General features: G+C 68.4%; 21 protein-coding genes and 1 tRNA gene. 13 read left to right on the top strand and 9 right to left on the bottom strand.

Annotation, left to right across the window (positions count from 1 at the left end; genetic code table 11):
* Positions 1-91: 91 nt before the first annotated feature.
* The gene (gene ligD, locus RNB18_RS15150; RefSeq protein ID WP_311714595.1) at positions 92-973 is read right to left on the bottom strand and encodes a non-homologous end-joining DNA ligase; all 882 of its coding nucleotides are present in this window, start codon (positions 971-973) and stop codon (positions 92-94) included.
* 61 nt (positions 974-1034) lie between these two features.
* Here ligD and ku point away from each other — a divergent pair, with 61 nt between their 5' ends.
* A complete protein-coding gene (gene ku / locus RNB18_RS15145; RefSeq protein WP_449657636.1) occupies positions 1035-2036 on the top strand; it encodes a non-homologous end joining protein Ku in 1002 nt (333 codons plus the stop codon).
* A gap of 51 nt (positions 2037-2087) precedes the next feature.
* On the opposite strand, the gene RNB18_RS15140 is transcribed toward ku, so the two are convergent.
* The 6 genes from RNB18_RS15140 to RNB18_RS15115 form a co-directional block, all read right to left on the bottom strand.
* Positions 2088-2588, bottom strand: coding sequence for a peptidylprolyl isomerase (locus tag RNB18_RS15140; protein WP_311714593.1), 501 nt, complete (start codon positions 2586-2588; stop codon positions 2088-2090).
* A 102-nt stretch (positions 2589-2690) separates the two neighbouring features.
* A complete protein-coding gene (locus tag RNB18_RS15135) occupies positions 2691-3065 on the bottom strand; it encodes a hypothetical protein (RefSeq protein ID WP_311714592.1) in 375 nt (124 codons plus the stop codon).
* A gap of 8 nt (positions 3066-3073) precedes the next feature.
* Entirely contained in the window at positions 3074-3586 is a 513-nt protein-coding gene (locus tag RNB18_RS15130; RefSeq protein WP_266559575.1) for a SigE family RNA polymerase sigma factor, read from the bottom strand.
* 182 nt (positions 3587-3768) lie between these two features.
* Positions 3769-4218, bottom strand: coding sequence for a hypothetical protein (locus tag RNB18_RS15125; RefSeq protein ID WP_311714591.1), 450 nt, complete (start codon positions 4216-4218; stop codon positions 3769-3771).
* Positions 4219-4565: 347 nt separating this feature from the next.
* Entirely contained in the window at positions 4566-5639 is a 1074-nt protein-coding gene (locus RNB18_RS15120; protein ID WP_311714590.1) for an acyltransferase family protein, read from the bottom strand.
* A 129-nt stretch (positions 5640-5768) separates the two neighbouring features.
* Positions 5769-6659 carry an SDR family oxidoreductase gene (locus RNB18_RS15115; protein ID WP_311714589.1) on the bottom strand — a complete coding sequence of 297 codons (891 nt, stop codon included), beginning with the start codon at positions 6657-6659 and terminating at the stop codon, positions 5769-5771.
* A gap of 169 nt (positions 6660-6828) precedes the next feature.
* On the opposite strand from RNB18_RS15115, the gene RNB18_RS15110 reads away from it, so the two are divergent.
* Positions 6829-7392, top strand: a complete 564-nt coding sequence (locus RNB18_RS15110) for a hemerythrin domain-containing protein (RefSeq protein WP_311714588.1) — start codon at positions 6829-6831, stop codon at positions 7390-7392.
* 572 nt (positions 7393-7964) lie between these two features.
* On the opposite strand, the gene RNB18_RS15100 is transcribed toward RNB18_RS15110, so the two are convergent.
* Together RNB18_RS15100 and RNB18_RS15095 are read right to left on the bottom strand one after the other, a co-directional pair.
* Positions 7965-10412, bottom strand: coding sequence for a KAP family P-loop NTPase fold protein (locus RNB18_RS15100; protein WP_311714587.1), 2448 nt, complete (start codon positions 10410-10412; stop codon positions 7965-7967).
* Positions 10413-10815: 403 nt separating this feature from the next.
* A tRNA-Arg gene (locus tag RNB18_RS15095) sits at positions 10816-10887 on the bottom strand.
* A gap of 195 nt (positions 10888-11082) precedes the next feature.
* On the opposite strand from RNB18_RS15095, the gene RNB18_RS15090 reads away from it, so the two are divergent.
* The 11 genes from RNB18_RS15090 (at position 11083) to prfA (ending at position 25241) form a co-directional block, all read left to right on the top strand.
* Positions 11083-11541: a response regulator gene (locus tag RNB18_RS15090; RefSeq protein WP_394817617.1), complete on the top strand. Its 459-nt coding sequence runs from the start codon at positions 11083-11085 to the stop codon at positions 11539-11541.
* A gap of 156 nt (positions 11542-11697) precedes the next feature.
* On the top strand, positions 11698-12906 hold the full coding sequence (gene nrtL / locus RNB18_RS15085; RefSeq protein WP_311714585.1) for an ArgS-related anticodon-binding protein NrtL: 1209 nt from the start codon (positions 11698-11700) through the stop codon (positions 12904-12906).
* Between the two features lie 16 nt (positions 12907-12922).
* Positions 12923-14314: a diaminopimelate decarboxylase gene (gene lysA, locus RNB18_RS15080; protein WP_311714584.1), complete on the top strand. Its 1392-nt coding sequence runs from the start codon at positions 12923-12925 to the stop codon at positions 14312-14314.
* Between the two features lie 170 nt (positions 14315-14484).
* A complete protein-coding gene (locus RNB18_RS15075) occupies positions 14485-15777 on the top strand; it encodes a homoserine dehydrogenase (protein WP_266559544.1) in 1293 nt (430 codons plus the stop codon).
* Between the two features lie 6 nt (positions 15778-15783).
* Positions 15784-16842 (top strand): threonine synthase, encoded by a 1059-nt coding sequence (gene thrC / locus RNB18_RS15070; RefSeq protein ID WP_057612092.1) that lies wholly within the window; start codon positions 15784-15786, stop codon positions 16840-16842.
* Between the two features lie 251 nt (positions 16843-17093).
* Entirely contained in the window at positions 17094-18023 is a 930-nt protein-coding gene (thrB, locus tag RNB18_RS15065) for a homoserine kinase (RefSeq protein WP_311714583.1), read from the top strand.
* 408 nt (positions 18024-18431) lie between these two features.
* Positions 18432-20459, top strand: a complete 2028-nt coding sequence (gene rho / locus RNB18_RS15060; RefSeq protein WP_311714582.1) for a transcription termination factor Rho — start codon at positions 18432-18434, stop codon at positions 20457-20459.
* Positions 20460-20594: 135 nt separating this feature from the next.
* Entirely contained in the window at positions 20595-22400 is a 1806-nt protein-coding gene (locus RNB18_RS15055) for a trypsin-like serine protease (protein WP_311714771.1), read from the top strand.
* Positions 22401-22607: 207 nt separating this feature from the next.
* Positions 22608-23693, top strand: coding sequence for an LCP family protein (locus RNB18_RS15050; protein ID WP_311714581.1), 1086 nt, complete (start codon positions 22608-22610; stop codon positions 23691-23693).
* A gap of 150 nt (positions 23694-23843) precedes the next feature.
* Entirely contained in the window at positions 23844-24062 is a 219-nt protein-coding gene (rpmE, locus tag RNB18_RS15045; protein ID WP_020122779.1) for a 50S ribosomal protein L31, read from the top strand.
* A 102-nt stretch (positions 24063-24164) separates the two neighbouring features.
* A complete protein-coding gene (gene prfA / locus RNB18_RS15040) occupies positions 24165-25241 on the top strand; it encodes a peptide chain release factor 1 (RefSeq protein WP_311714580.1) in 1077 nt (358 codons plus the stop codon).
* Positions 25242-25283: the final 42 nt, after the last annotated feature.

Below are 25283 nucleotides of genomic sequence, written 5' to 3'. Positions count from 1 at the left end.
GGACTCAGGAGTTCCGCGATGTGGTCAGCCCGCTGAACCGGAGGACGTGCAGCCACTTGCCTGCGAGCCTCGGCACCTCGAACGGGCGTCCTCAGGGCAACGCTGTCGCCCGCTCGCCGTCGAGGAGCGGGGCCAGCAGATCGCCGTAGTCCTGGATGCGCGGGCCCATGTCCGGTGCCTCGAAGAACAGCCGGGCCGGTGTGCCGCACTCCTCGACCTCCGTCCAGGTCACCGGTGCCGACACCAGGGGCCGGGTCCGGGCCCGCAGGGTGTAGGGCGTGGCGGTGGTCTTGCGGGCGGCGTTCTGGCTCCAGTCGACGAAGACCTTGCCGGGGCGCAGATTGCGGGTCATCCGGTGCAGGGCCAGCCGGGGCATCGCCCGCTCCGCCTCCACGGCGAGCTGCTTGGCGTACTCCGACACCTGGTCGGACGACGCCCCCCGGACCGCCGCCAGCAGATGCAGCCCCTTCGAGCCGGCGGTCTTCGGGTACGCCTCGATACCGTCCGCCGCCAGCCGCTCCCTGAGCCAGAGGGCGACCTCGCAGCACTCGACGATCGTCGCGGGTGACCCCGGATCGAGGTCGAGGACCAGGCGGTCGGCCTCGTCGGGGGTGCTGATCGGCCACTGGTGGGTGTGGAACTCGGTGACCAGGTTGGCGGCCCACATCAGGCTCGCGAGGTCCTGCACGAGCACCATCCGGGCCGGCCCCTCCGAGCGGGGCACCTCCGCGGTGGTGACCCAGTCGGGCGTACCCGGCGGAACGTTCTTGGCGAAGAACACCTGCCCCTCGGGGCCGTCCGGATAGCGCAGGAAGGAGACCGGACGGTCACGCAGATGGGGGAGCAGCACCTCGGCCGTCGTGGCGTAGTAGTGCAGTACCTCGCCCTTGGTGAAGCCGGTGGCCGGATACAGCACCTTCTCCAGGTTGCTGAGCGCGAGCCGTCGCCCCTCCACCTCTGTGATCGGCGTCATACGATGAGAATCTCACGCATACCTGATGAAACGGTGTAATACCCCAGAAAGGGTGCTGCTGGTGAGATCCATTTGGAACGGCGCCATCTCGTTCGGCCTGGTCAGCATTCCGATCAAGCTGGTGAACGCCACCGAGAGCCACTCGATCTCGTTCCGCCAGATCCACACCGAGGACGGCGGCCGCGTCCGCTACCGCAAGGTCTGCGAACTGGAGGACCGGGAGATCAGCCAGGCGGAGATCGGCAAGGGGTACGAGGACGCCGACGGCACCATCATCCCGATCACCGACGAGGACCTGGCCCATCTGCCGCTCCCGACGACGAAGACGATCGAGATCGTGGCCTTCGTGCCGGGCGACCGGATCGACCCGCTCCAGATGGATGCCGCGTACTACCTCCAGGCGGGCGGCGCCCCCGCCGCCAAGCCGTACACCCTGCTCAGAGAGGCGCTCAAGCGCAGCAACAAGGTGGCCATCGCCAAGTTCGCGCTGCGGGGGCGGGAACGGCTCGGGATGCTGCGGGTGGTGGAGGACGCCATCGCGCTGCACGGGCTGCTGTGGCCGGATGAGGTCCGCGCGCCCGAGGGACTCGCCCCCGACACCAAGGTCACCGTCAGCGACAAGGAACTCGACCTCGCCGACGCCCTGATGGACACCCTCGGCGAGATCGACCTCGACGAACTCCACGACGAGTACCGCGAGGCACTGGAGGAGGTCGTCGCCGCGAAGGCCGCGGGCGAGGCACCTCCGGAGGCACCCGAGCGGGCCAAGGGCGGCAAGGTCCTCGACCTCATGGCCGCACTGGAGAAAAGCGTCCGGGACGCGAAGGAGTCCCGGGGCGAGGAGCCGGGGGAGGTCACGCGGCTGCAGCAGCGCAAGTCGGCGCGGGCGGCGCCGAAGCAGACGGGCGGCAAGAAGTCCACGTCCGCCACGAAGAAGACGGCCGCCAAGAAGACGACGGCGAAGTCGTCACAGGGAACGAAGAAGACCGCGTCGGCGAAGAAGGCGACGAGTGCGAAGAAGACGGCGGCCAAGAAGACGACCGCCCGCAAACGGACCGCGTGACCTGCGCACTGCCGTCGGCACCGCGCAGGTCGCGTCAGTCTGTCGGCGAGGTCAGTCGACGGCCTTCGCGGACTCGATGATCACCGGCTGCGTGGGCACGTCACCGTGACCGCGGCTGCTGCCGGTGCGCACGCCCTTGATCTGGTCGACGACGTCCTGGCCCTCGACGACCTTGCCGAACACGGTGTAACCCCACCCGTTCGGGCTCTTGGCCGTGAAGTTGAGGAACTCGTTGTCCGAGACGTTGACGAAGAACTGCGCGGTCGCCGAGTGCGGGTCGCTGGTGCGCGCCATCGCCACGGTGTACGCCGTGTTCTTCAGACCGTTGTCGGCCTCGTTCGGGACCGGCGCGAGCGTGGGCTTCTGCACCATGTCCGGGGTGAAGCCACCGCCCTGGACCATGAAGCCGTTGATCACCCGGTGGAAGATCGTGCCGTCGTAGTGCCCGTTGCCGACGTACTTCAGGAAGTTCTCGACGGTCTTGGGGGCCTCGGCGTCGGCGAGCTCGAGGACGATACGGCCGAAATTAGTGGTCAGCTCGACCCTGGACATGGGAATCGTCCCTTTCTGGTGGGGCATGACCGAAGCATCTTGTCACACGGCTGCCCAGGCCCGACGGCCCCACGGCCTGGCGGCCCCGCGGCAGAGGCGACGTCAGGGGGCGTCACCGGGCGCGTTCCCGGTCATGCCCCCCGATGGCGTCGGAACGGCCGACGGTTCAGAGGGGGCGGCCGACGGCGACGCCGGGCCCGTGGTGGTGGGCGGGGGACTGCTCACCGGGGCCAGCGGCACCGAGGAGCGGCCCGGGTCCTCGCCGGGCAGGGCGGCCACGGCCCCGGCCGTGAGGACGGCGGCCACCAGCACTCCCACGGCGCCCGAGACCGCCGTACGACGGCGTCGGATCCGTCGGCCGCCGGCGACGGCCGCGTCAGTGACGCTGGGCAGGGCCGGCTCCCGCGAGCCGTCGAGGATGGCCTCGAAGGCGCCCCGCACGCGGCCGCCCTCCCCGTACTCGTCCGAGTCGTACATCTGCCGCCTCACCTCCCGCTCGTCTCGCCCGCGAGACCCTCGACGAGCCCGCGCAGCCGGACGAGCCCGCGGGCGCTCTGGCTCTTGACCGTGCCCGGGGTCACGCGCAGTGCCTCGGCGGTCTGCTCCACGCTCCAGTCCTCCCAGAACCGCAGTACCAGGACCGCCCGGTAGCGGGGCGGCAGTTCCATCAGCGCGGCCTGCATCACCAGCCGCAGCTCGGGCGTGACCGGCGGCTCGGCGGACACCGGTTCCGGCAGCTCCTCCGTCGGCTCCTCCCGCCAACTCCGTTTGCGGTACTGGTCGATGAAGACGCGGGTGAGGATCGTACGGGCGTAGGCCTCGACGTTGCCGTCGCGGCGGACCCGGCCCCAGGAGGCGTACAGCTTCATCAGCGTCGTCTGGGTGAGGTCCTGGGCCTGGTGCCAGTCCCCGCACAGCAGATACGCGCTGCGCCTGAGCTGCCCCTGCCGGGCCTCGGCGAACTCCCGGAACTCCCGCTCCCGGACTGCTTCCCGCACCCGCCGCCCCTCCGCCGCACCGATCACGCCTGTCCTTACAGAGGTACGGCGAGGGGGCTCTGCGAGGTTGCACGCGGCGGCCGGAAACTTTTCTTCCGTGGGCGTGCAACCCGCCCCGGCCGGTGCCCCGTACTCCTCTCACGCAATCGACCCGACGACAGAGGAGCAGCTTTGACGAACCGTCATGGCATCCGACCCACCCGCCGCCTGCTGATCGGCGTCCTCGCGGGAAGCGCCGTGGCCGTGGCGGGCTGGGCGGCCGTCGCCGGCGCCGCGACCGGCACCGCCACGCCGAAGCCGGCGCCGGCCTCGGCGTCCGAGGCGCCCACGGTGGCGCCTTCGGCCGTCCCGTCGCCCGTGCCTTCCCCCGTGCCGTCGGAGCGGCCTTCCCGGCCGAGCCCGGTGCCGTCCGCTGTGCCTTCCGAGCCGGGGACCGCGCCGAGCCCGGTGCCGACGGTCGAGCCGGACCAGCGCCCCTCGGCCGTCCCGAGCCCCGCCCCGGCGGAGCCGACCACCGTACCGAGCCCGGTGCCGTCGGTCCCCACGAGGCCGTCGAAGTAGGGCCGGTACGGACGACGGGACGGCGTTCCGAGCAGCCGTCCCGTCGTACGGCCAAGTCGTCCGAGACCCACTGCGCGGTCACGGTGGAGGGGGTGGTGAGGTGATCGGGTGTTGGCGAGCGGTGGTGGTGCCGTGTCGTCGTGGGGCCGAGTGCTCCGGTGGGCGCCCGGTTTGGGCCGTGTGCTGTGGGAAGGCCCACTGCGCGGTCACGGTGGAGGGGGCGGTGAGGGTGGCCGAGCGCGGGGCGAGCGGTGGTGGTGCCGTGTCGTCGTGGGGCCGAGTGCTCTCCGGTGGGCGCCCGGGTTGGGCCGCATGCTGCCGGAACACGCACTGCGCAGTCACGGTGGAGGAGGCGGTGAGGGTGACCGGGCGCGCGACGAGCGGTCGTGGCGCCGTTGCGTCGTACGGCCGACTCGCCTCAGGAGCGTTCTGGTTGGGCCGTGTGCTGTCGGAAGGCCCACCGCATGTCCGGTTCGACCAGGCACCGCAGGGCGCGTCGGACCGGTGGGGTGCACAGGGCGGTCACGACGGAGGCGGCGACGAGGGCGACCGCGGCCGCGCCGACCGGTTCGTGGACCCAGTCGGGCCCGTACCAGCCCCAGAACCGGGCGCCCTGGACGAGGAAGCCGTGCAGCAGATAGCCGTAGAGCGTGCCCGCGCCCAGCACCGTGAACCAGGTCCGCCGCCCGGGCACCAGGGCGAGGAAGCACCCGACCAGGACCAGCGAGCACCCGAAGGTGACCAGCGTCATCACCGGTCCCGACCAGGCGGGCGCACCCAGCTCCTGGGCGCTGTCCCGGTGGTAGAACCAGGCCCCGCTCATCCGCGGCACGGCCCAGTAGGCCAGCGTGAGCGCGACCGCGAACACCGGCAGGGCCGCCAGCCGTACGGCCCGCCGACGGACCAGACGGAAGTGCTCCGGCTTCAGGCACAGACCCAGCACGAAGTACGGCAGGAACTGCAGGACGCGCTGCAGATCGAGATCGTCGCCGATGGAGGGAGTGAGGGTGGCCAGCATCGCCACGGCGAGGGCGAGTGGCACCGGATGACGCACCCGCTGCCACAGGGGCGTGGTCAGCCGCCAGACGAACAGCGCCACCAGGAACCACGTCAGATACAGCGGATCCAGCAGACTCACCGGCCGGTCCGGCACCTGGTCGGTCCACCGGGTGAAGAACGTGTACGCCGTCTCGAACACGACGTACGGCACGACCAACCCGGTCACCAGCCTCCGCAGCCGCTGCGGACCGGCGTCGAAGTTCCGCGAGAAGTACCCGGAGACGACGATGAACGCGGGCATGTGAAAGGCGTACACGAGCAGGTACAGCGCCGAGACACCCCGGCTCCCGTCCCGCAACGGCTCCCACGCGTGACCCACCGCGACCAGCACGATCGCCAGATACTTGGCGTTGTCGAAGTAGGCGTCGCGCTCCGCGGGACGCTGTGCTGCGAGTCTTTCCCGAGGGGCGACTGTGACAAGTTGCTCGTGCATCCCGGGCGCCTCACCAATCCGGGGCGACCCAAACCCCGTACCTGAGTGCTAGCTGTGCCTCGTAGATGCGCGCGGGAACCGAGGGCATTGGCGTTGACCATGGCGCTGTCCAGGACGAGTGGGGATGGCTCACGGCAGGGGCGTGCCGCCGGTCGCGTTGAGGATCTCAGCGGTGACGAAGCTCGCTTCCTGAGAGGCCAGGTAGACATACGCCGGGGCCAGCTCGGCGGGCTGGGCCGGGCGGCCCAGCGGACTCTGCTTGCCGAACTCCACGGTGTCGGGCAGCGTCGCGGGGATCAGCGGCGTCCACACCGGGCCCGGCGCGACCGCGTTGACGCGGATGCCGCGCTCCGCGAGCATCTGGGCCAGCCCCTGGGTGAAGGTCACGATCGCTCCCTTCGTCATCGCGTAGTCCAGCAGGTGCGGACTGGGCTTGTACGCCTGCACGGACGTGGAGTTGATGACGCTGCCGCCCTCCGGGATGTGCGGCACGGCGAACTTGGTCAGCCAGAACATCCCGTAGAGGTTGGTGCGCATGACCCGGTCGAACTGCTCGGTCGTGATGGCTTCGATGCCGTCCGGCTGCGACATCTGGAACGCCGCGTTGTTCACCAGTACGTCGATGCGTCCGAACTCGGAAACCGCGCGCTCTGTCAGCGCCCGGCAATTGTCCTCGTCACGGATGTCGCAGGAGACGGCGACCGCCTTGCGGCCGGCGTCCTCGACGAGGCGTGACGTCTCGCGCGCCTCGTCCGCCTCCGCCTCCAGATGGGTGAACAGCACGTCGGCGCCTTCCCGGGCGAAGGCCAGCGCCACCGCCCGCCCGATGCCGGAGTCCCCGCCCGTGATGACGGTCTTGCGGCCCTCCAGCCGGCCCGTGCCGCGGTAGGACTCCTCGCCGTGGTCGGGCGGCGGGTCCATCGGCCCGGTCCAGCCCGGGTGCGGCTGGTCCTGCGCCGGAAACTCCGGGCGCGGGTGCTGCGTCGCCGGGTCCTGCTGGGTGTGCTGGTGCTCGGTCACGGCGGCCTCCTCAACGCCGACGGGTTCGGACGGACCAGCGAGTTCCCGCCCTGCATCACCCGAAAAGCCTGGGTACTCCTCCTCGGCCACCGGAGTGAAGTGGCGGACCGGCGTGAGGTCGTCGCTACGCCCGTGGCAGGTATCTGGAAACGACAAGGAGTGGAGACCCATGGCACACGGCGGAAACGTCATCCAGGAACTGACTACGGACCACCGCGAGGTGGACGACCTCTTCGCGCAGATCGAAGCGCTGCCGGGAACCGACCAGAAGCGACGTGAACTGGCGGACCGGCTCACCATGGAACTGATTCGGCACTCGGTGGCCGAGGAGGAGTACCTGTACCCGGCGGTGCGCCGGTACGTCGACGGGGGAGACGACCTCGCCGACAAGGAGATCGACGACCACGGTGAAGTCGAGCGCATGCTCAAGGAGCTCGAAGGCTGCCGGCCTGGGGACGGGAATTTCGACACGCTGATCCTGCGTCTGAAGAACTCCGTCACGGCGCATGTCAGCGACGAGGAGAACCGGCTCTTCCCGTTGCTGGCCGACGTCTGTTCCGCCGACGCCCTGGAGGAACTGGGCGAGAAGGTCCGCTCGGCCAAGCAGCACGCTCCCACCCGCCCGCACCCGTCCGCGCCGGACACCCCACCCGCGAACAAACTCCTCGCGCCCGGTACCGGCATGGTCGACCGCCTGCGCGACATGCTCACCGGCCGCGGAAAGCAGGACTGACACACTGACAGGGCCGACAGGGACCGGACCTTGTCCGTCCCGTCGACGACGCCCGCGAGCCACTCGGCCTGCTGCGCTTGCGAGCGACCGGTCAGCCATCGCGCGCGGGCTGCTCACCGAGACCGGCGTCCGCCGCGTCAACGGTCGCGTCGACGAACCTCCCGGCCCGTTCGACGTGTGGGTCGTGTGCCCGCACGGCCCCGACGACGGCTGCTCCTGCCGCAAGCCCGCACCGCGCCCGCCGACCACCTCGTTGTCGGCGACGTCGGCGCCGATGGATCAACGAACCTGAGCGCAAGCCATACCGCCGCTTCCAGTTCGGGGCACGCTCGGCAAACGCGTCACGCGTCAACAGACCGGTGAACGCCGGCGTGCCTGTGGCTGAGGTAGCCCGTCGGGTCGGCAACTCGCCCGAGGTAATTCACCGCGTCTACGAAGGTTGTATCTACGGTCAGGAGGAGGCCATGAACAGGAAAATTGATATAGAACTAGACTGGCCGAACTAGATGGATTAGCAATATGACGGCGCTTGCATAAGGCGCGGCCAGTCGCGGAACGAGCAGCCACTCACTTCAGAAAAGTCTTTGTGCGAGTTTCGCGAGAGGCGGCCCTTCGGATGTAGCGAGTAGCCTGCGTAGGTCGTCGCAGGCATCGCCATGGATCCCTTCCTCGATGCCAAGGCCCCTAAGAGCCTTGGCCCAATCCACATCATCGGCTGTGTTCGGTGCGAGTAGTGCTAGGCCCGCCTGCCCATCGACACGGGAGCACAGAGCGGCTTGCAGTGCGGGCCAGCGGGCAATAATTTCGGCGAGCGTGATGAGGTGCATCGCGTCGTCAGCAGAAAGCGTTTTTGTAGCACTCTCTTTATAAGCGAGAACTCTCAGATAGAACTGCCAGACGGTTAGAAGTCTTTTGGCTTCTCGAATGGATACATGTCGCTGTGCCGACAGTCTTTCTTGAAGACGATCTCTAACGGCGCGATGCTTCTCCAGGATGAGTACTTGCTTTTCTACCTCTGGAGTCAGTGCTGATTCTTCAGGGATGTTGAATGTCTTAGGAATTCGGCCAGTACTGATGGAGGAGGGAGCCGTACTAGCTGGCGGAGGGGTAGAGCGATCGGCCCCTTCCTTATCGTCGACCGGTCCGAGCAAGTTATTCACAGCAATTGTGAGACTCTGATGTTTGATGGGGGGCAATGCAATCGGAAGTTGGATTAGTTTCCTAAGAAACGTCCAGCCCCAGGATGGATCTTGATGACCAGCCTGTCCTCGTACTGATCCGAAGTCGGCGTAAGCGCGGTCAAGGTGACTTGCCACGACTGAGGAGTCCAGACCTAGCACAAATCGGCAAGGGGGAGCGCTCGGTTCTGCACCACGTTGCTGAGAGTGGAGCGCTCCGGATAGGAAAAGATTGATCGCTTCGAAAACCTCTGCCGTTGCTCGCGCTGAGCAGCGGTCAAGATCGTCGATAAAAATGATTATTTCCTGTCCGCTGGAATAGATCGTGTCCAATAGATCCCGAATATCGTGCTGTACCAGGTATAGATAGCCGGAGCGGGCGTTGTAGTAGGGGTCGCGCAAAGCGCTATCTGCCCCACCGTCTGCGTTTGTGGCAAAGGCCCCACTCAGGACCGGCCCGTCTAAGACTTCTCCTGGAAGAAAGGACCGCGCTCGACCCCATAGGAATCTACTTACGGTATGCAGGAGACCCAAGCTCAGGAGGACCAAAGGTAGCGCGATGGCGAAGAGTGCGGCGTTTACAGTGTGACCTTCCCAATTGTATTTTGCGTCCGCCTTTGCCAATTGTGCTACGACTGGGACCACGAGAGCGAAAACGGCTACTCGTAGTAGAGGGGAGAGGAGGCGCCTAGCTGCAGTGCGCCGCAACTGGTGTCGGTCGAGACGTGCCGCATTGCGTTGTAGCCAATAGGTTTCACGCGCTCGTCCGTCCACGCCCTGAGCGGTGCGCGAAGCTTCTACAATCTCGCGGGAAAGGCCGGCCCAGATTTGATCGCTCGTCTGATAAGACCACGGATTGAAGCGGACAGTCACGGCCTTTCGGGCTGCCGGACGAATTTGATTATTTTTGTGATGAGTCGACTTGGCGTTGCCTTTCCCCATCGGGCTGAGTTGGCGATGAGTTCGCAGCGCCCAAATTGCTGTACGTACAGGAAGGAATCTGCGATGCGACCACGGTGCCCTTTTCTTCTTTGCTGTCTTACGTTTCAACCAATGGCGCTCCACTGGGAGAATCGAAGCGTCATGTTGGCGGGCAAGTACCTCTTCCTCGATGAGTTGCATCATCGTGGACTTCCCTGACCCCCACGGGCCCTCGATGGCTACCACCGATGGGCCGGTTTCGTCTTCGCCAACGCTTCTGATTACCTCGTCGCTGACGTCGATAGGGGCGAGCAAGTCGGCAACTGCGTTTATCAGCGCAATCCGGTCTAGCGAGTCTCGGCTAGCGGGTCGGTCGGAGAATCCTCGGAAGTGAACTGCTCCCCTTTCCGGCACATTTGCATTGGGCACACCAGCCAGGATCAGGGCCCGTTCAGTAAGCTCACGATCGAAGCGTGACATGAGATCTGCGGAAAGATCGAGGGCGACATAACGTTGCAGGTCGGGATGCTTGGTAATTTGTTGATCAAGCCAATTGGCGCCATGGAATTCGCCAATGAAGGGGTATCTACCTCGAAGTTTGTCGAACCACTGGTAATCTCCCGGGCCGAGATCTGCGGCGCAGACTAGGTTCCACCGGTCCGGCGGATTCTCCTCAACGCTCCGGAGCGTCTCGCGGATCTGTGTACGACGGGAAGCAGTCATGGGTCCGGCGAAAGATTTGATCTCAAATGCGATGTACTCGCCGGTCTCCGTCACCTCGAATACGTCGCCCCGCGAGGGGTGGCTTGACAGGAGATTCTCGGGTACCTCCGCGCGTGGGTTGAGTCTAAGGAGGAGCAAGGCGACCAAGGTATGGAACTGCTGGTAGTTGGCTGCGAGTCCGTTCCAAGAGATGTTCACTGGCCAACGGTACGATCAGGCTGGAGGGTCCGTACGGCTTTGCCGGCACCTGCACTGCTGCGGGCGGGCGTGGGAACAGGAGCTCCGTGCGATCGAGCGGTGTACTCCGCGGTGGCGGGATAGCAGTGCGTGCCCCAACGCTGCGGTCGGCAGTGCGTCGTCGCTGAACTCCTGGACCGCAGGCGGCTGAACCTACGCTCGATGTGCTTCGCCCGGGTAGCCCTCGCTGCTGCGGCCTTCCGGTGCTGCTGGCGGTGTCCCCGAATCTGCGAGTGTCTATCGCAGGTCTATCGCGATCGGCGCGCAACAACGACAAAGAGCGGGACCCAGTGAGACTGGTTCCCGCTCTTCATACTTGGCATCTGCGCTGGTCAACCGCATCATCGTGCTGGTTGAAGCGAAGTGCCCCCGGCAGGATTCGAACCTGCGCACACGGCTCCGGAGGCCGTTGCTCTATCCCCTGAGCTACGGGGGCGTGTCGGCGCGGAGTTGGTGGCTCGCGGCGACGGGTAGAACACTACCAGCTCGCTCGGGGTGATCAGGAACGGGTTTCGTGGCGGGGTCCCGGTGTGGGTTCCCGGGCGGGGTGGAAGTGGGGAAAACCCGGACGCGGTGGCCGGTCCGCACCTACTCTCGAGTTGTGCCAGGCGCGTCGGGTCGGGTGCTTGTTGTGGACGACAACAAGGTCATCCGGCAGTTGATCAGGGTCAATCTCGAGCTGGAGGGTCTCGAGGTCGTGACCGCGGCCGATGGTGTCGAGTGTCTGGATGTCGTTCATCAGGTGCGGCCCGATGTCGTGACCCTCGATGTGGTCATGCCCAGGCTGGACGGGCTGCGGACCGCCGCGCGGCTGCGTTCCGATCCCCGGACGGCTCACCTTCCCCTCGCCATCGTCAGTGCCTGTACGCAGCACGAGGTCGACAGCGGTCTCGACGCCGGCGTCGACGCCTTCCTCGCCAAGCCCTTCGAGCCCGCCGAACTCGTACGACTCGTACGGCAGTTGATGGAGCAGAGCACGCAAGGGCGGGTGCCCGGTGCCGGTGCCGGTGCCGGTGCCGAGGACGGTCGTCTGGTCGGGGGCGTCCTCGGCGGCGGAGAGGCCGAACGGGCCGGTCGCTCCGGCGGCTGATCACCGGGACAGCGGTTCCCAGTGACGCCGAGTGACGGCGACGTCCGCAGGCGCGTAGGGCGGGCATCCACCCTCACCCCCGGCGACCGTCCACATCCCGGACCCCCGCCCAAACCCGCTCGCCCTCCCACCCCCCTCCTCCCATACGCTTGTCCCGTGACCCCCGTCGAGCTCTCCCGTACCGTGCTGCGCGCGGTGCGTCGTGCTGTCGACGACGGGGAACTGGACGTAACCGTGCCGGGGCAGACGAGCGTCACGCCGCCGGGGCCCGGTGGCTGTGGTGACTACGCCACCAACGTCGCCCTCCAGCTCGCCCGGCCCGCCGGGCAGCCGCCGCTTCGGGTCGCCGAGATCCTCCGGGAGCGCCTCGTCCGGACGGACGGCATCAGCGAGGTCGTCGTCACCGGACCCGGGTTCCTCAACATCAGCCTGCGGGGGACCGAGACCGCCCTCGTGCGGGAGATCCTGCGGTGCGGTCACCGGTACGGTCACGCCGACCGGCCCACGGGCCGGCTCGTGCAGCTGCACGCCCCCTATGAGGTCCGCGCCGTCGTCGTCATGGACGCCGTCGCCCGCATCCTCCGCTCCCAGGGCGCCCTCGTCCGCACCAGCTGTGCCGGCAGGCCTGCGCCCGAGTGGGCCGCCATCCTCGGCGTCGACATCGACGCATACGGCACCCCCGACGCCCCCGCTCCCCTCGACGTCAACGTGCGCCCCGTACCGGCGACCCTCGACGCCCCCGCTGCCCTTGACGTCAACGTGCGCCCCGTAATCGACGCATACGGCACCCCCGCCGATCCCACCCCCCTCGACGTCAACGTGCGCCCCGTACCGGCGGCCCCCGCCGATCCCACCCCCCTCGGCCGGGACGCCGCCCGCTGGGCCCTTCTCCACCCCGCCCTCCACGACCGGCCCCGCATCACCGCCGACCACCTGGTCCAGCGCGAGAGCAACCCTCTCTTCCGTGTCCGTTACGCCCACGCCCGCACCCGGGCGCTCACCCGCAACGCCGCCGACCTGGGCTTCCACGCCGAGCCCGGGGACGCAGACCTACGGGGCACACAGGCAGCCGTACAGGAAACCGTCGTACAGGACACACCGGACACGACCGTCCTGAGGCACGCCCTCGCCGATCACCCCCGCATCCTCCAGGCAGCCGCCGCGCACCACGCCCCCGACCGCCTGGCCCGGCACCTCGTCACCGTCGCCGATGCCGTTCTCCCTTTTCTCGCCGCCGTCCTTCCTCGTGGTGCGGAGAAACCCTCGGCCGCCCACCGTGCCCGGCTCGCGCTCGCCGAAGCCGCCGGGGCGGTGCTGGCCGGTGGCCTGTCCCTGCTTGGCATCGACGCACCCGAACACCTCTAGAGAGCCAGTCAAGAAGATGAGCCGTTCAGCACATCCCGCCGGGCCCCGGCACGCCGACGTCCTTCCCGAGGGCCACTACTCCGCCCCGCCCGCCGACCTCAACACCCTCGACCCCAAGGTCTGGGCCCAGACGGTCGACCGTGACGAGGACGGTGTCGTCACCGTCGGCGGCATCGACGTCAAGACCCTCGCCGAGGAGCACGGGACCCCCGCCTACGTCGTCGACGAGGCCGACTTCCGGGCCCGGGCGCGGGCGTGGCGCAGTGCCTTCGGAACCGATGCCGACGTCTTCTACGCCGGCAAGGCGTTCCTCTCCCGGGCCGTCGTGCGCTGGCTGCACGAAGAGGGGCTCAACCTCGACGTCTGCTCCGGCGGCGAGCTCGCCACCGCCCTCTCCGCAGGAATGCCCGCCGACCGCATCGCCTTCCACGGCAACAACAAGTCCAGGGAAGAGATCACCAGGGCCATCGAGAACGGCGTCGGACGCATCGTCCTCGACTCCTTCCAGGAGATCGTCCGCGTCGCCCACATCGCCCAGAGCCTGGGGAAGCGCCAAAGGGTCCAGATCCGTGTCACCGTCGGCGTCGAGGCCCACACCCACGAGTTCATCGCCACCGCCCACGAGGACCAGAAGTTCGGCATTCCGCTGGCCGGCGGACAGGCCGCCGAGGCAGTGCGGCGGGCGCTGAAGCTCGACGGTCTCGAGCTCATCGGGATCCACTCCCACATCGGGTCGCAGATCTTCGACATGTCCGGCTTCGAGGTCGCGGCCCATCGGGTGGTCGGGCTGCTCAAGGACGTCCGTGACGAGCACGGTGTCGAGCTTCCGGAGATCGACCTCGGTGGTGGCCTCGGCATCGCCTACACCAGCGACGACGACCCCCGCGAGCCGCACGAGATCGCCAAGGCGCTGACCGAGATCGTCACGAGGGAGTGCGAGGCCGCCAGGCTGCGGACCCCGAGGATCTCCGTCGAGCCCGGGCGCGCCATCGTCGGCCCCACCGCCTTCACGCTCTACGAGGTCGGCACCATCAAGCCCCTCGACGGGCTGCGCACCTACGTCTCCGTCGACGGCGGCATGTCCGACAACATCCGCACCGCGCTGTACGACGCCGAGTACACCGTCGCCCTCGTGTCCAGGACCAGTGACGCCGAGCCCATGCTCGCCCGCGTCGTCGGCAAGCACTGCGAGAGCGGGGACATCGTGGTCAAGGACGCGTTCCTGCCGGCCGACCTGGCACCGGGTGACCTCATCGCCGTACCGGCGACGGGCGCCTACTGCCGTTCCATGGCGAGCAATTACAACCACGTGCTGCGTCCGCCGGTCGTCTCCGTGCACGAGGGCGAGTCCCGGGTCATCGTCCGCCGTGAGACGGAGGAGGATCTTCTGCGGCTCGACGTCGGATGACCGGAAAGCAGAGAAGGAAAGCGGCGAAGGAAAAGCGGAGAAGGAAGATCTACGGTCTTCGGCCCCCGTGCAAATGAAATAGATGTCTCATAATCCGGACGAGGGGCAGAAACTCCCGTCCGGTGAGTGAGACTGGTCCCACCGTAGACGGTATGAGGAAACGAGGTCGGATGATGCGTACGCGTCCGCTGAAGGTGGCGCTGCTGGGCTGTGGAGTGGTCGGCTCAGAAGTGGCGCGCATCATGACGACGCACGCCGACGACCTCGCCGCCCGGATCGGGGCCCCCGTCGAGCTCGCGGGGGTCGCGGTACGGCGGCCCTCCAAGCTCCGTGAGGGCATCCCGCAGGAACTTGTCACCACCGACGCCACCGCCCTCGTCAAACGCGGGGACATCGACGTCGTGGTCGAGGTCATCGGCGGCATCGAGCCCGCCCGCACCCTCATCACCACCGCCTTCGAGCACGGCGCCTCCGTCGTCTCCGCCAACAAGGCGCTCCTCGCCCAGGACGGCGCCGCCCTCCACGCGGCGGCCGGACAGCACGGCAAGGACCTCTATTACGAGGCCGCCGTCGCCGGTGCCATCCCGCTGATCCGTCCGCTGCGCGAGTCCCTCGCAGGCGACAAGGTGAACCGGGTGCTCGGCATCGTCAACGGGACGACCAACTTCATCCTCGACAAGATGGACTCGACGGGCGCCGGCTATCAGGAGGCCCTCGACGAGGCCACGGCGCTCGGGTACGCGGAAGCCGACCCGACCGCCGACGTCGAGGGGTTCGACGCCGCCGCCAAGGCCGCCATCCTCGCCGGGATCGCCTTCCACACGCGCGTGCGTCTCGACGACGTCTACCGCGAGGGCATGACCGAGGTCACCGCGGCCGACTTCGCCTCCGCGAGGAACATGGGCTGCACCATCAAGCTGCTCGCCATCTGCGAGCGCGCCGAGGACGGGCAGTCCGTCACCGCGCGCGTGCACCCCGCGATGATCCCGCTGAGCCACCCGCTCGCCTCCGTGCGCGGCGCCTACAACGCCGTGTTCGTCGAGTCCGACGCCTCCGGCCAGTTGATGTTCTACGGCCCGGGCGCGGGCGGCGCCCCCACCGCCTCCGCCGTCCTCGGTGACCTCGTCGCCGTCTGCCGCAACCGGCTCAGCGGCACGACCGGACCCGGTGAGTCCGCGTACACCGCCCTGCCCGTCTCGGGCATGGGTGAGGTCGTCACGCGCTACCACATCAGCCTCGACGTGGCGGACAAACCAGGTGTTCTCGCCCAGGTCGCGACCGTGTTCGCCGAGCACGGGGTGTCCATCGATACCGTTCGGCAGCAGGGGAAGGACGGCGAGGCATCTCTCGTCGTCGTCACGCACCGCGCGTCCGACGCCGCCCTGGGCGGGACCGTCGAGGCGTTGCGCAAGCTCGACACCGTGCGGGGTGTCGCCAGCATCATGCGGGTTGAAGGAGAGTAACGAGCAATGACCCACCAGTGGCGCGGAATCATCGAGGAGTACCGGGACCGGCTGCCCGTCTCCGACACCACGCCGGTCGTGACGCTCCGCGAGGGCGGCACGCCCCTCGTGCCCGCGCAGGTGCTCTCCGAGCGCACCGGGTGCGAGGTCCACCTCAAGGTGGAGGGCGCCAACCCCACCGGGTCCTTCAAGGACCGCGGTATGACCATGGCGATCACGCGGGCCAAGGAGGAGGGCGCGAAGGCGGTCATCTGCGCCTCCACCGGCAACACGTCGGCGAGCGCCGCCGCCTACGCCGTACGCGCGGGCATGGTCTCCGCCGTACTCGTTCCGCGAGGGAAGATCGCGCTCGGCAAGATGGGCCAGGCGCTCATCCATGGCGCGAAGATCCTCCAGGTCGACGGAAACTTCGACGACTGCCTCACCCTGGCCCGCGCCCTGAGCGACAACTACCCCGTGGCGCTGGTCAATTCGGTCAACCCGGTGCGCATCGAGGGCCAGAAGACCGCCGCCTTCGAGATCGTCGACATGCTCGGCGACGCGCCCGACATCCACGTCCTCCCGGTCGGCAACGCCGGCAACATCACGGCGTACTGGAAGGGCTACAAGGAGTACGCCGCCGACGGGGTGGCCGCCAGGACGCCCCGGATGTGGGGCTTCCAGGCCTCCGGCAGTGCCCCGATCGTGCGCGGCGAGATCGTCAAGGACCCGTCGACCATCGCCACCGCCATCCGTATCGGCAACCCCGCCTCCTGGCAGTACGCCCTCGCGGCGAAGGAGGAGTCCGGCGGGTTCATCGACGAGGTGACGGACCGTGAGATCCTGCGCGCCTACCGGCTGTTGGCCGCTCAGGAGGGTGTCTTCGTGGAGCCCGCCTCCGCCGCGTCCGTGGCCGGTCTGCTGAAGGCCGCCGAGCAGGGCAAGGTCGACCCGGGCCAGCGGATCGTGTGCACGGTCACCGGCAACGGCCTCAAGGACCCCGACTGGGCCGTCGCGGGCGCCCCGCAGCCGGTCACCGTCCCGGTCGACGCGGCCACGGCGGCCGAGCGCCTCGGGCTCGCCTGAGGACCTGGCCCGAGTCGTCCGAGCAGGGAATCCCTAGGAGGGGTGCACAGGGGGCTTACGACACGCATCGTGCGCCTCCTGTGCGCCCTATGTCGCCACAGAACCTTCCTTCGATAGGCTGTACCGAACCCGCCCGCTGCATATGCCCTCGCGTACAGCGGGGTGCCGCGTCGTTTCCGCGGCCGGCCGGGTCTTCGTACGTCATCGAATGTCATTCGACAATCACGCAGCTCAAGGAGAGTCATCGAGAGATGGCCGGTCCCGCATTCCGCGCCGCCGCCGTCCGGGTGCGCGTCCCCGCCACCAGCGCCAACCTCGGCCCGGGCTTCGACGCCCTCGGCCTCTCGCTGGGGCTCTACGACGACGTCGTCGTCCGGGTGGCCGACTCAGGGCTGCACATCGACATCGCGGGGGAGGGGAGCGAGACGCTCCCGCGTGACGAAAACCACCTTCTCGTACGCTCCCTGCGCACCGCCTTCGATCTGCTGGGCGGCCAGCCGCGCGGCCTGGAGATCGTCTGCGCCAACCGCATCCCGCACGGCCGGGGTCTCGGCTCCTCCTCGGCCGCCATCTGCGCCGGAATCGTCGCCGCGCGCGCCGTGACCATAGGCGGCGAGGCCCGGCTCGACGACACCGCGCTCCTGGAGCTCGCCACCGAGATCGAGGGCCACCCCGACAACGTGGCCCCGTGCCTTCTGGGCGGCTTCACGGTCGCCTGGATGGAGGCCGGCGCCGCCCGGGCGATCAGGCTGGAGCCCGACGATTCCATCGTTCCGGTGGTTTTCGTGCCCGGAAAGCCCGTCCTGACCGCGACCGCGCGCGGACTGCTCCCGCGCACCGTGCCGCACGTCGACGCCGCCGCCAACGCCGGCCGTGCCGCGCTGCTCGTCGAGGCCCTCACCAGGCGCCCCGAGCTGCTGCTGCCGGCCACCGAGGACCGTCTCCACCAGGAGTACCGCGCTCCGGCCATGCCGGAGAGCGCCGCGCTGGTGGAGAGGCTGCGGGCCGACGGAGTCCCGGCAGTCATCTCAGGGGCAGGGCCCACCGTGCTCGCGCTGGTCGACGCCGACAGCGCCGACAAGGTGGCCCATCTGGCGGGCGGGGGCTGGGCCGCCAACCGGCTGGAGCTCGACGCGCAGGGGGCCTGTGTGCTCCCGCTCGCGGCCGCCAGTGACATGTGAGATCCGGCGTGTGCCGGATTTCGAGAGGGGGAATGTTTGTTGGATCCGGTAGTGTTAATCTCAAGTCTGCACCCGACCCCACCATGGCGAGGTGCTTCACGTCCCCGTCCGGGACAGACATTCTTCCGGGAGCCTCCCAAGCCGCACAGCGTTCCGTACGACGTACATGGGCAGTACCTCGTACGCGAGCACTGAGCGACTTGCCGGGCACGCTCCGGAACCGGTGTGACCAAGCCACGTGACACGGACACTCAGTGCCACGGCTCTCGGAAGCGCCGTCACCACATTCCTCCGCCACTCAGGCGGACCACCGCCCCGGCACGGTCCACAAGGATGGGACCGACGTCGGACAGCACAAACGGTCGCCGAGCCAGACAGGCCGACGTCCGCTCCAGGGAAGGACCCTTCGTGAGCGACACCACCGATCTGATGGGCGCACGTGTCGAGGAGACCGCTGCCGCGCCCTCCACGGACGCCTCCGCGCCTGCCACCGGTGCCGGCTCCCGGCGGCGCCGCGGTACCGGCCTCGACGGCATGGTGCTGGCCGAGCTGCAGCAGGTCGCATCCGGCCTCGGCATCAGGGGCACCGCGCGTATGCGCAAGAGCCAGCTGATCGAGGTCATCAAGGAGGCGCAGGCCGGGGGAGGTGCCGCGGCTCCCAAGGCGGAGGCCGCCACCGCCACCGAGACCAAGCCGAAGCGCCGCGCCACCTCCAAGGCCCGTACGGGCGATGCCGCCGAGAAGAAGGCGGAGGCGAAGGTCGAGGCCCCCGCCGAGAAGGCCGTGGCCCAGCAGCAGATCGAGATCCCCGGACAGCCGGCCAGCGACGACGCTCCCGCGGAGCGCCGTCGTCGCCGCGCCACCGCCGAGGCCGGCGCCCCCGCGGGCAGCCCCGAGACGGTCGTGGCCGAGGCGAAGAGCGAGCCCAAGGCCGAGACCCCGGCGCAGCAGCAGCCGCAGGGCGACGCCGGTGACGGCGACGGCCGTGGCCGCCGCGACCGCCGTGACCGCGACCGCGGTCGTGACCGCGGGGAGCGTGGCGACCGCGGAGACCGCGGGGACCGCCGCAAGAGCGACGACCAGCAGGGCCAGGGCGGTCAGCGCCAGCAGCAGAGCCAGCAGCAGGGCGGCGGCCGTCCGGACCGCCAGGACCGTCAGCAGCGCGACAACGGTCCGCAGGACGACGACGACTTCGAGGGTGGCCGCCGCGGCCGCCGGGGCCGTTACCGGGACCGCCGTGGCCGTCGTGGCCGTGACGAGATCGGTGGCGCGGGCGAGCCGCAGATCAACGAGGACGACGTCCTGATCCCGGTCGCGGGCATCCTGGACATCCTCGACAACTACGCCTTCATCCGTACGTCGGGCTACCTGCCGGGCCCCAACGACGTGTACGTCTCCCTCGCCCAGGTCCGCAAGAACGGCCTGCGCAAGGGCGACCACGTCACCGGTGCGGTGCGTCAGCCCAAGGACGGCGAGCGTCGCGAGAAGTTCAACGCGCTGGTCCGCCTGGACTCGACCAACGGCATGGCCCCCGACTCGGGGCGCGGGCGCCCGGAGTTCAACAAGCTGACGCCTCTTTACCCGCAGGACCGCCTCCGCCTGGAGACGGACCCCGGCATCCTCACCACCCGCATCATCGACCTCGTCGCGCCGATCGGTAAGGGCCAGCGTGGTCTGATCGTGGCCCCGCCGAAGACCGGCAAGACCATGATCATGCAGGCGATCGCCAACGCGATCACGCACAACAACCCCGAGTGCCACCTGATGGTCGTCCTGGTCGACGAGCGTCCGGAAGAGGTCACCGACATGCAGCGGTCGGTCAAGGGCGAGGTCATCTCCTCGACCTTCGACCGCCCGGCCGAGGACCACACCACGGTCGCCGAGCTCGCCATCGAGCGCGCCAAGCGTCTGGTGGAGCTGGGCCACGACGTGGTCGTGCTGCTCGACTCCATCACGCGTCTGGGCCGTGCCTACAACCTCGCCGCGCCCGCCTCCGGCCGCATCCTGTCCGGTGGTGTCGACTCGACCGCCCTGTACCCGCCGAAGCGCTTCTTCGGTGCGGCCCGCAACATCGAGGACGGCGGCTCGCTGACCATCCTCGCCACCGCGCTGGTGGACACCGGGTCCCGCATGGACGAGGTCATCTTCGAGGAGTTCAAGGGCACCGGCAACGCCGAGCTCAAGCTCGACCGGAAGCTCGCCGACAAGCGCATCTTCCCGGCGGTGGACGTCGACGCGTCCGGTACCCGTAAGGAAGAGATCCTGCTCGCTCCCGACGAGCTCGGGATCGTATGGAAGCTGCGCCGGGTGCTGCACGCCCTCGACCAGCAGCAGGCGGTCGAGCTGCTTCTCGACAAGATGAAGCAGACGAAGTCGAACGCCGAGTTCCTGATGCAGATCCAGAAGACGACGCCGACGCCGGGCAACGGCGACTGACGTCGAGCGTTCGGAAAGAGGGCCGCCCCCTGTTGTCAGGGGGCGGCCCTCTTTGGTTTACGATCACGCTCTTCGGTCGAATTTTCGATCTCTGAACTTCTGAGCCCCAGGGGGGGGACTTGCATGGGCATACCCATGTCCGGAGGCGCCGGGCGCCACAGACGCCGGCTCCGGATCGCTCTGCCCGTCGCCGTGGCCGCCGCGCTGCTGACCACGTCGGCGAACGCCGCCACCGTCGGACCCGAGCCGCTGGCGCCGGCCACGGCCGCCACGGCCGCCACCGTCGCGTCCACGCCGTCGCAGGCCGAGCTCGAGCAGCGGATCGCCGGTGCCATCGCGGCCGAGGACACCTCCGGGACGACGACCCGGTCGCCGATGAGCGGTGGCAGCGTCGACTCCACCGTCTCGCCGATGATCATCGGCGGGACGACGACCACCATCACCTCGGCCCCGTGGATGGCCCAGCTCTGGTACACCGACGACCAGGGCACCACCGACACCAGTGACGACACCGGCTTCTTCTGCGGCGGTGCCGTCGTCGCGCCGACGAAGATCCTCACCGCCGCGCACTGCGTCAAGGGCGCCGACTGGGCCAAGGGCGGCGCCGTGGTGACCGGGGCCACGCAGCTGCCCTCGGACGACGGCGACCTGCACGGCGGCACCGCGACGGCCGTGCTGCGGCAGTGGTACCACCCGTCGTACAACGCGGACGCCATCGACAACGACATCGCGGTCCTGACCCTGGCGGCTCCCGTCAAGGCCACCCCGATCCGCATGACGACGTCCACCGACACCGCCTCGTACGACCCCGCCACGACCGGCGCCAAGAGCGCCAAGGTCTACGGCTGGGGCCGCACCAGCTCCACCAGCGACGACGTCTCCCCGACGCTGAAGACGGCCACGCTGCCCATCAAGTCGGACACGACCTGCGCCGCGGCCTACGGCTCCTGGTTCATCAAGGGGCACATGACCTGCGCCGGGCCGCCCGCCAGTGGCACCGACTCCGGTACGACCGCCATCTGCAGCGGTGACTCCGGCGGCCCCCTCGTCGTGAACGGGCGGATCGTCGGCGTCGTCTCCTGGAACGTCACGGACTGCGTCGCCAAGGGCGCCTACAGCGTCTTCACCAAGGTCAGCAAGTACGTCGGCGCCGCCTATCCGCGCGTCGACGACACCAACCTGAACTTCGACCACAAGGCCGACCTGTGGATGCGCAAGTCCTCCACCAAGGTCGGCTACGAGCAGGACTCCAAGGGCACCACCCTCGGCGCCCGGCAGTCCTGGGGCGACTGGAACGGTGTGAACCTCGTCCGGCAGACCGACCTCAACCGGGACGGCTACCAGGACCTCATGTACCGCGTCTCCGCCACCGGTGACGTCTACTGGCTGCGGTTCCTCCCCTCCACCGGGACCTGGGCCGACCCGAAGAAGGTCTTCACCGACTGGAGGACCCGCACCCGGATCGTCACCCCCGGCGACGTCACCGGCGACTACAAGCCCGACCTGCTCTCCGTCGACTCCGCGGGCGTCCTGTGGATCTACCCGGGCAAGGGCGACGGCAGCTTCGCGACCCGGGTCAGGGTCGGCGGCGGCTGGAGCCAGTACAACCAGCTGCTCGGCCACGGCGACTTCACCGGCGACGGCAAGGCGGACGTGCTCGCCCGCAACAAGAGCACCGGCGACCTCTATCTGTACAAGGGCACCGGCAAGTCCGGCACGGGCGTCTTCGCGGCCCGCGTCAAGGTGCGCACGAACTGGAGCGGCTACAACGCCTTCGACGCCGTCGGTGACATCACCGGCGACGGCAGGGCCGACCTCGTGGCCCGCACCGCGGGCGGCACGCTCTATCTGTACAAGGGCACCGGCAAGGCGACCAGCGAGATCTTTGCCACAAGGACCAGCATGGGGACCGGTTTCCAGCAGTACGACATCTTTGGCTGAAACCGCTGGTGAACAGGGCTTGCCCTGATTCTCCTGTGACGTGCTGTGACCGCCGCTTCACGTGGTGGTCGCAGCACGCTGTGCAACCCTTTCTCGAGTTCCCCCGTCTGACCAGGCGGAGCGAACATGGTGCGGTACGGGTCTTTTTGTGACCACGTCTGACCCTGAAAACAGGGGGTAACCGACCGGACGAGATTCGAGGAGCGCATGTCAGCCGAGGGCAGTGGCAAGGGACGTCGTCGCAAACCCCGCAGCAAGGGACGGAAGGGCCTGCTGATCACGGCCTGGGTCGCCGCGGGGATCGTCGTGCTGGGCGGTACCGGGGCGGGCTACCTGTACTTCAAGCTCAACGGCAACATCAAGAGCGTCGACATCGACCAGGTCCTCGGCAGTGAGCGGCCCACGAAGGTCGACAACGGCTCCGAGAACATCCTCGTCCTGGGCTCGGACACCCGCTCCGGCTCCAACAAGGAGCTCGGCGGCGGCACCGACGACGGCAGCGCCCGCTCCGACACCGCGATGATCATCCACGTGTACGAGGGCCACAAGAAGGCCACCGTGGTCTCCATACCGCGCGACACCCTGATCGACCGCCCCGAGTGCACCGACACCGACGGCAAGGAGCACGACGCCGCGTCGGACGTCATGTTCAACTCCGCGTACACGACCGGTGGGGCGACCTGCGCCGTCAAGACCGTCGAGTCCATGACCGACATCCGCATGGACCACTACCTGGAGGTCGACTTCAGCGGCTTCGAGAAGCTGGTCGACGAACTCGGCGGGGTCACGGTCACCACGACCAAGGACATCAAGGACACCGACAGCCACCTGGACCTCAAGGCCGGCCCGCACGAACTCACCGGCGCCCAGGCCCTCGGTCTCGTCCGCACCCGGCACGGCGTCGGCGACGGTTCCGACCTCGGCCGTATCCAGCTCCAGCAGGCCTTCATCAAGGCGCTGGTCAAGCAGGTCAAGAGTGTCGGCGTGCTGACCAGCCCCAAGAAGCTGTACGACCTCGCGAACACCGCCACCAAGGCCGTCACCACCGACTCCGACCTCGGCTCGGTCAACTCCCTTGTCTCCTTCGCGAGCGGCCTCAAGCACATCAGCCCGTCGGACATGACCATGGTCACGATGCCGGTCCGCTACGACCCGGCGAACCCGAACCGCGTGATCGTGCAGGAGACCAAGGCCAAGCAGATCTGGACGGCCCTGGAGAACGACCGGACGATCCCCGAGTCAGCCACCGAAGGCACCGCGACGGGCCAGGCCAAGGGCGTCGTCACGTCGTAGGACAGCGTCTGCCGAGGTCTGGGAATAGATCGCGGTGCCCCCTCGTTTTGGGGGATGCGGCCAGTGCTGGCAGACTGGTACGTCGGCCCCGGTTCACGCCCCCGCAGCCCGCGGCGGCGACCCGGTGCCCTCCCGAAACTAGGAGACACCTTGAAGCGCGACATCCACCCCGAGTACGTCGAGACGCAGGTCAGCTGCACCTGTGGCGCGTCGTTCACCACCCGCAGCACGATCTCCAGCGGCACCGTCCGCGCCGAGGTCTGCTCCGAGTGCCACCCGTTCTACACGGGCAAGCAGAAGATCCTCGACACCGGTGGCCGTGTGGCCCGCTTCGAGGCCCGCTTCGGCAAGGCTGCTGCCAAGAAGTAGCGAGCCACCAGCGCCGGTCCACGCCGCACTCCTCGGAGTGCGCCGGGACCGGCGTTTTTGGTCGCCCGCCTTCCCCTTCATCCGCAGTACAGGAGCCCTGAGATGTTCGAGGCCGTCGAGGAACTCGTCGGTGAGCACGCCGACCTGGAGACGAAGCTCGCCGACCCGTCGGTCCACTCCGACCAGGCCAACGCGCGCAAGCTGAACAAGCGCTACGCCGAGCTCACCCCGATCGTCGCCACGTACCGCTCCTGGAAGCAGACCGGCGACGACATCGAGACCGCGCGCGAACTGGGCGCCGACGACCCGGAGTTCGCCGCCGAGGTCAAGGAGCTGGAGAAGGCCCGCGAGGAGCTGACGGAGAAGCTGCGGCTTCTCCTCGTCCCGCGCGACCCCAGCGACGACAAGGACGTCATCCTCGAGATCAAGGCGGGCGCGGGCGGCGACGAGTCCGCGCTGTTCGCCGGCGACCTGCTGCGCATGTATCTCCGGTACGCCGAGCGCGTCGGCTGGAAGACCGAGATCATCGACGCCACCGAGTCCGAGCTGGGCGGCTACAAGGACGTCCAGGTCGCCGTGAAGACCAAGGGCGGCCAGGGTGCCACCGAGCCCGGCCAGGGCGTCTGGGCCCGGATGAAGTACGAGGGCGGCGTGCACCGCGTGCAGCGCGTCCCGGCGACGGAGTCCCAGGGCCGTATCCACACCTCCGCGGCCGGTGTGCTGGTCACCCCCGAGGCGGAGGAGGTCGAAGTCGAGATCAACCCCAACGACCTCCGCATCGACGTCTACCGCTCCTCAGGGCCCGGCGGACAGTCCGTCAACACGACCGACTCCGCCGTGCGCATCACGCACATTCCCACCGGAGTCGTCGCTTCCTGTCAGAACGAGAAGAGCCAGCTGCAGAACAAGGAGCAGGCCTTGCGTATCCTGCGCTCCAGGCTGCTCGCGGCGGCGCAGGAGGAGGCGGAGCGCAATGCCGCCGACGCCCGGCGCAGCCAGGTCCGCACCGTCGACCGCTCCGAGAAGATCCGCACGTACAACTTCCCGGAGAACCGCATCTCGGACCACCGTGTCGGCTTCAAGTCGTACAACCTGGACCAGGTCCTGGACGGCGACCTCGACGCGGTGATCCAGGCCTGCGTCGACGCGGACTCGGCGGCGAAGCTGGCGGCCGCGTAAAGAGGTACCTACGCACGACCCAGTACCGAGCACGACACGGAG

The sequence above is a fragment of the Streptomyces doebereineriae genome, assembly GCF_031845645.1.
Taxonomy (GTDB): domain Bacteria; phylum Actinomycetota; class Actinomycetes; order Streptomycetales; family Streptomycetaceae; genus Streptomyces; species Streptomyces canus.
This window is presented reverse-complemented; position numbering and strand designations above follow the sequence as displayed.

Excerpts from the sequence above, each read along its gene's own strand:
- ligD (WP_311714595.1), bottom strand. The coding sequence starts at position 973 with ATGACGCCGATCACAGAGGTGGAGGGGCGACGGCTCGCGCTCAGCAAC.
- RNB18_RS15140 (WP_311714593.1), bottom strand. The coding sequence starts at position 2,588 with ATGTCCAGGGTCGAGCTGACCACTAATTTCGGCCGTATCGTCCTCGAG.
- RNB18_RS15135 (WP_311714592.1), bottom strand. The coding sequence starts at position 3,065 with ATGTACGACTCGGACGAGTACGGGGAGGGCGGCCGCGTGCGGGGCGCC.
- RNB18_RS15120 (WP_311714590.1), bottom strand. The coding sequence starts at position 5,639 with ATGCACGAGCAACTTGTCACAGTCGCCCCTCGGGAAAGACTCGCAGCA.
- RNB18_RS15110 (WP_311714588.1), top strand. The coding sequence starts at position 6,829 with ATGGCACACGGCGGAAACGTCATCCAGGAACTGACTACGGACCACCGC.
- lysA (WP_311714584.1), top strand. The coding sequence starts at position 12,923 with ATGAGCCGTTCAGCACATCCCGCCGGGCCCCGGCACGCCGACGTCCTT.
- RNB18_RS15075 (WP_266559544.1), top strand. The coding sequence starts at position 14,485 with ATGATGCGTACGCGTCCGCTGAAGGTGGCGCTGCTGGGCTGTGGAGTG.
- thrC (WP_057612092.1), top strand. The coding sequence starts at position 15,784 with ATGACCCACCAGTGGCGCGGAATCATCGAGGAGTACCGGGACCGGCTG.
- thrB (WP_311714583.1), top strand. The coding sequence starts at position 17,094 with ATGGCCGGTCCCGCATTCCGCGCCGCCGCCGTCCGGGTGCGCGTCCCC.
- RNB18_RS15055 (WP_311714771.1), top strand. The coding sequence starts at position 20,595 with ATGTCCGGAGGCGCCGGGCGCCACAGACGCCGGCTCCGGATCGCTCTG.
- RNB18_RS15050 (WP_311714581.1), top strand. The coding sequence starts at position 22,608 with ATGTCAGCCGAGGGCAGTGGCAAGGGACGTCGTCGCAAACCCCGCAGC.
- prfA (WP_311714580.1), top strand. The coding sequence starts at position 24,165 with ATGTTCGAGGCCGTCGAGGAACTCGTCGGTGAGCACGCCGACCTGGAG.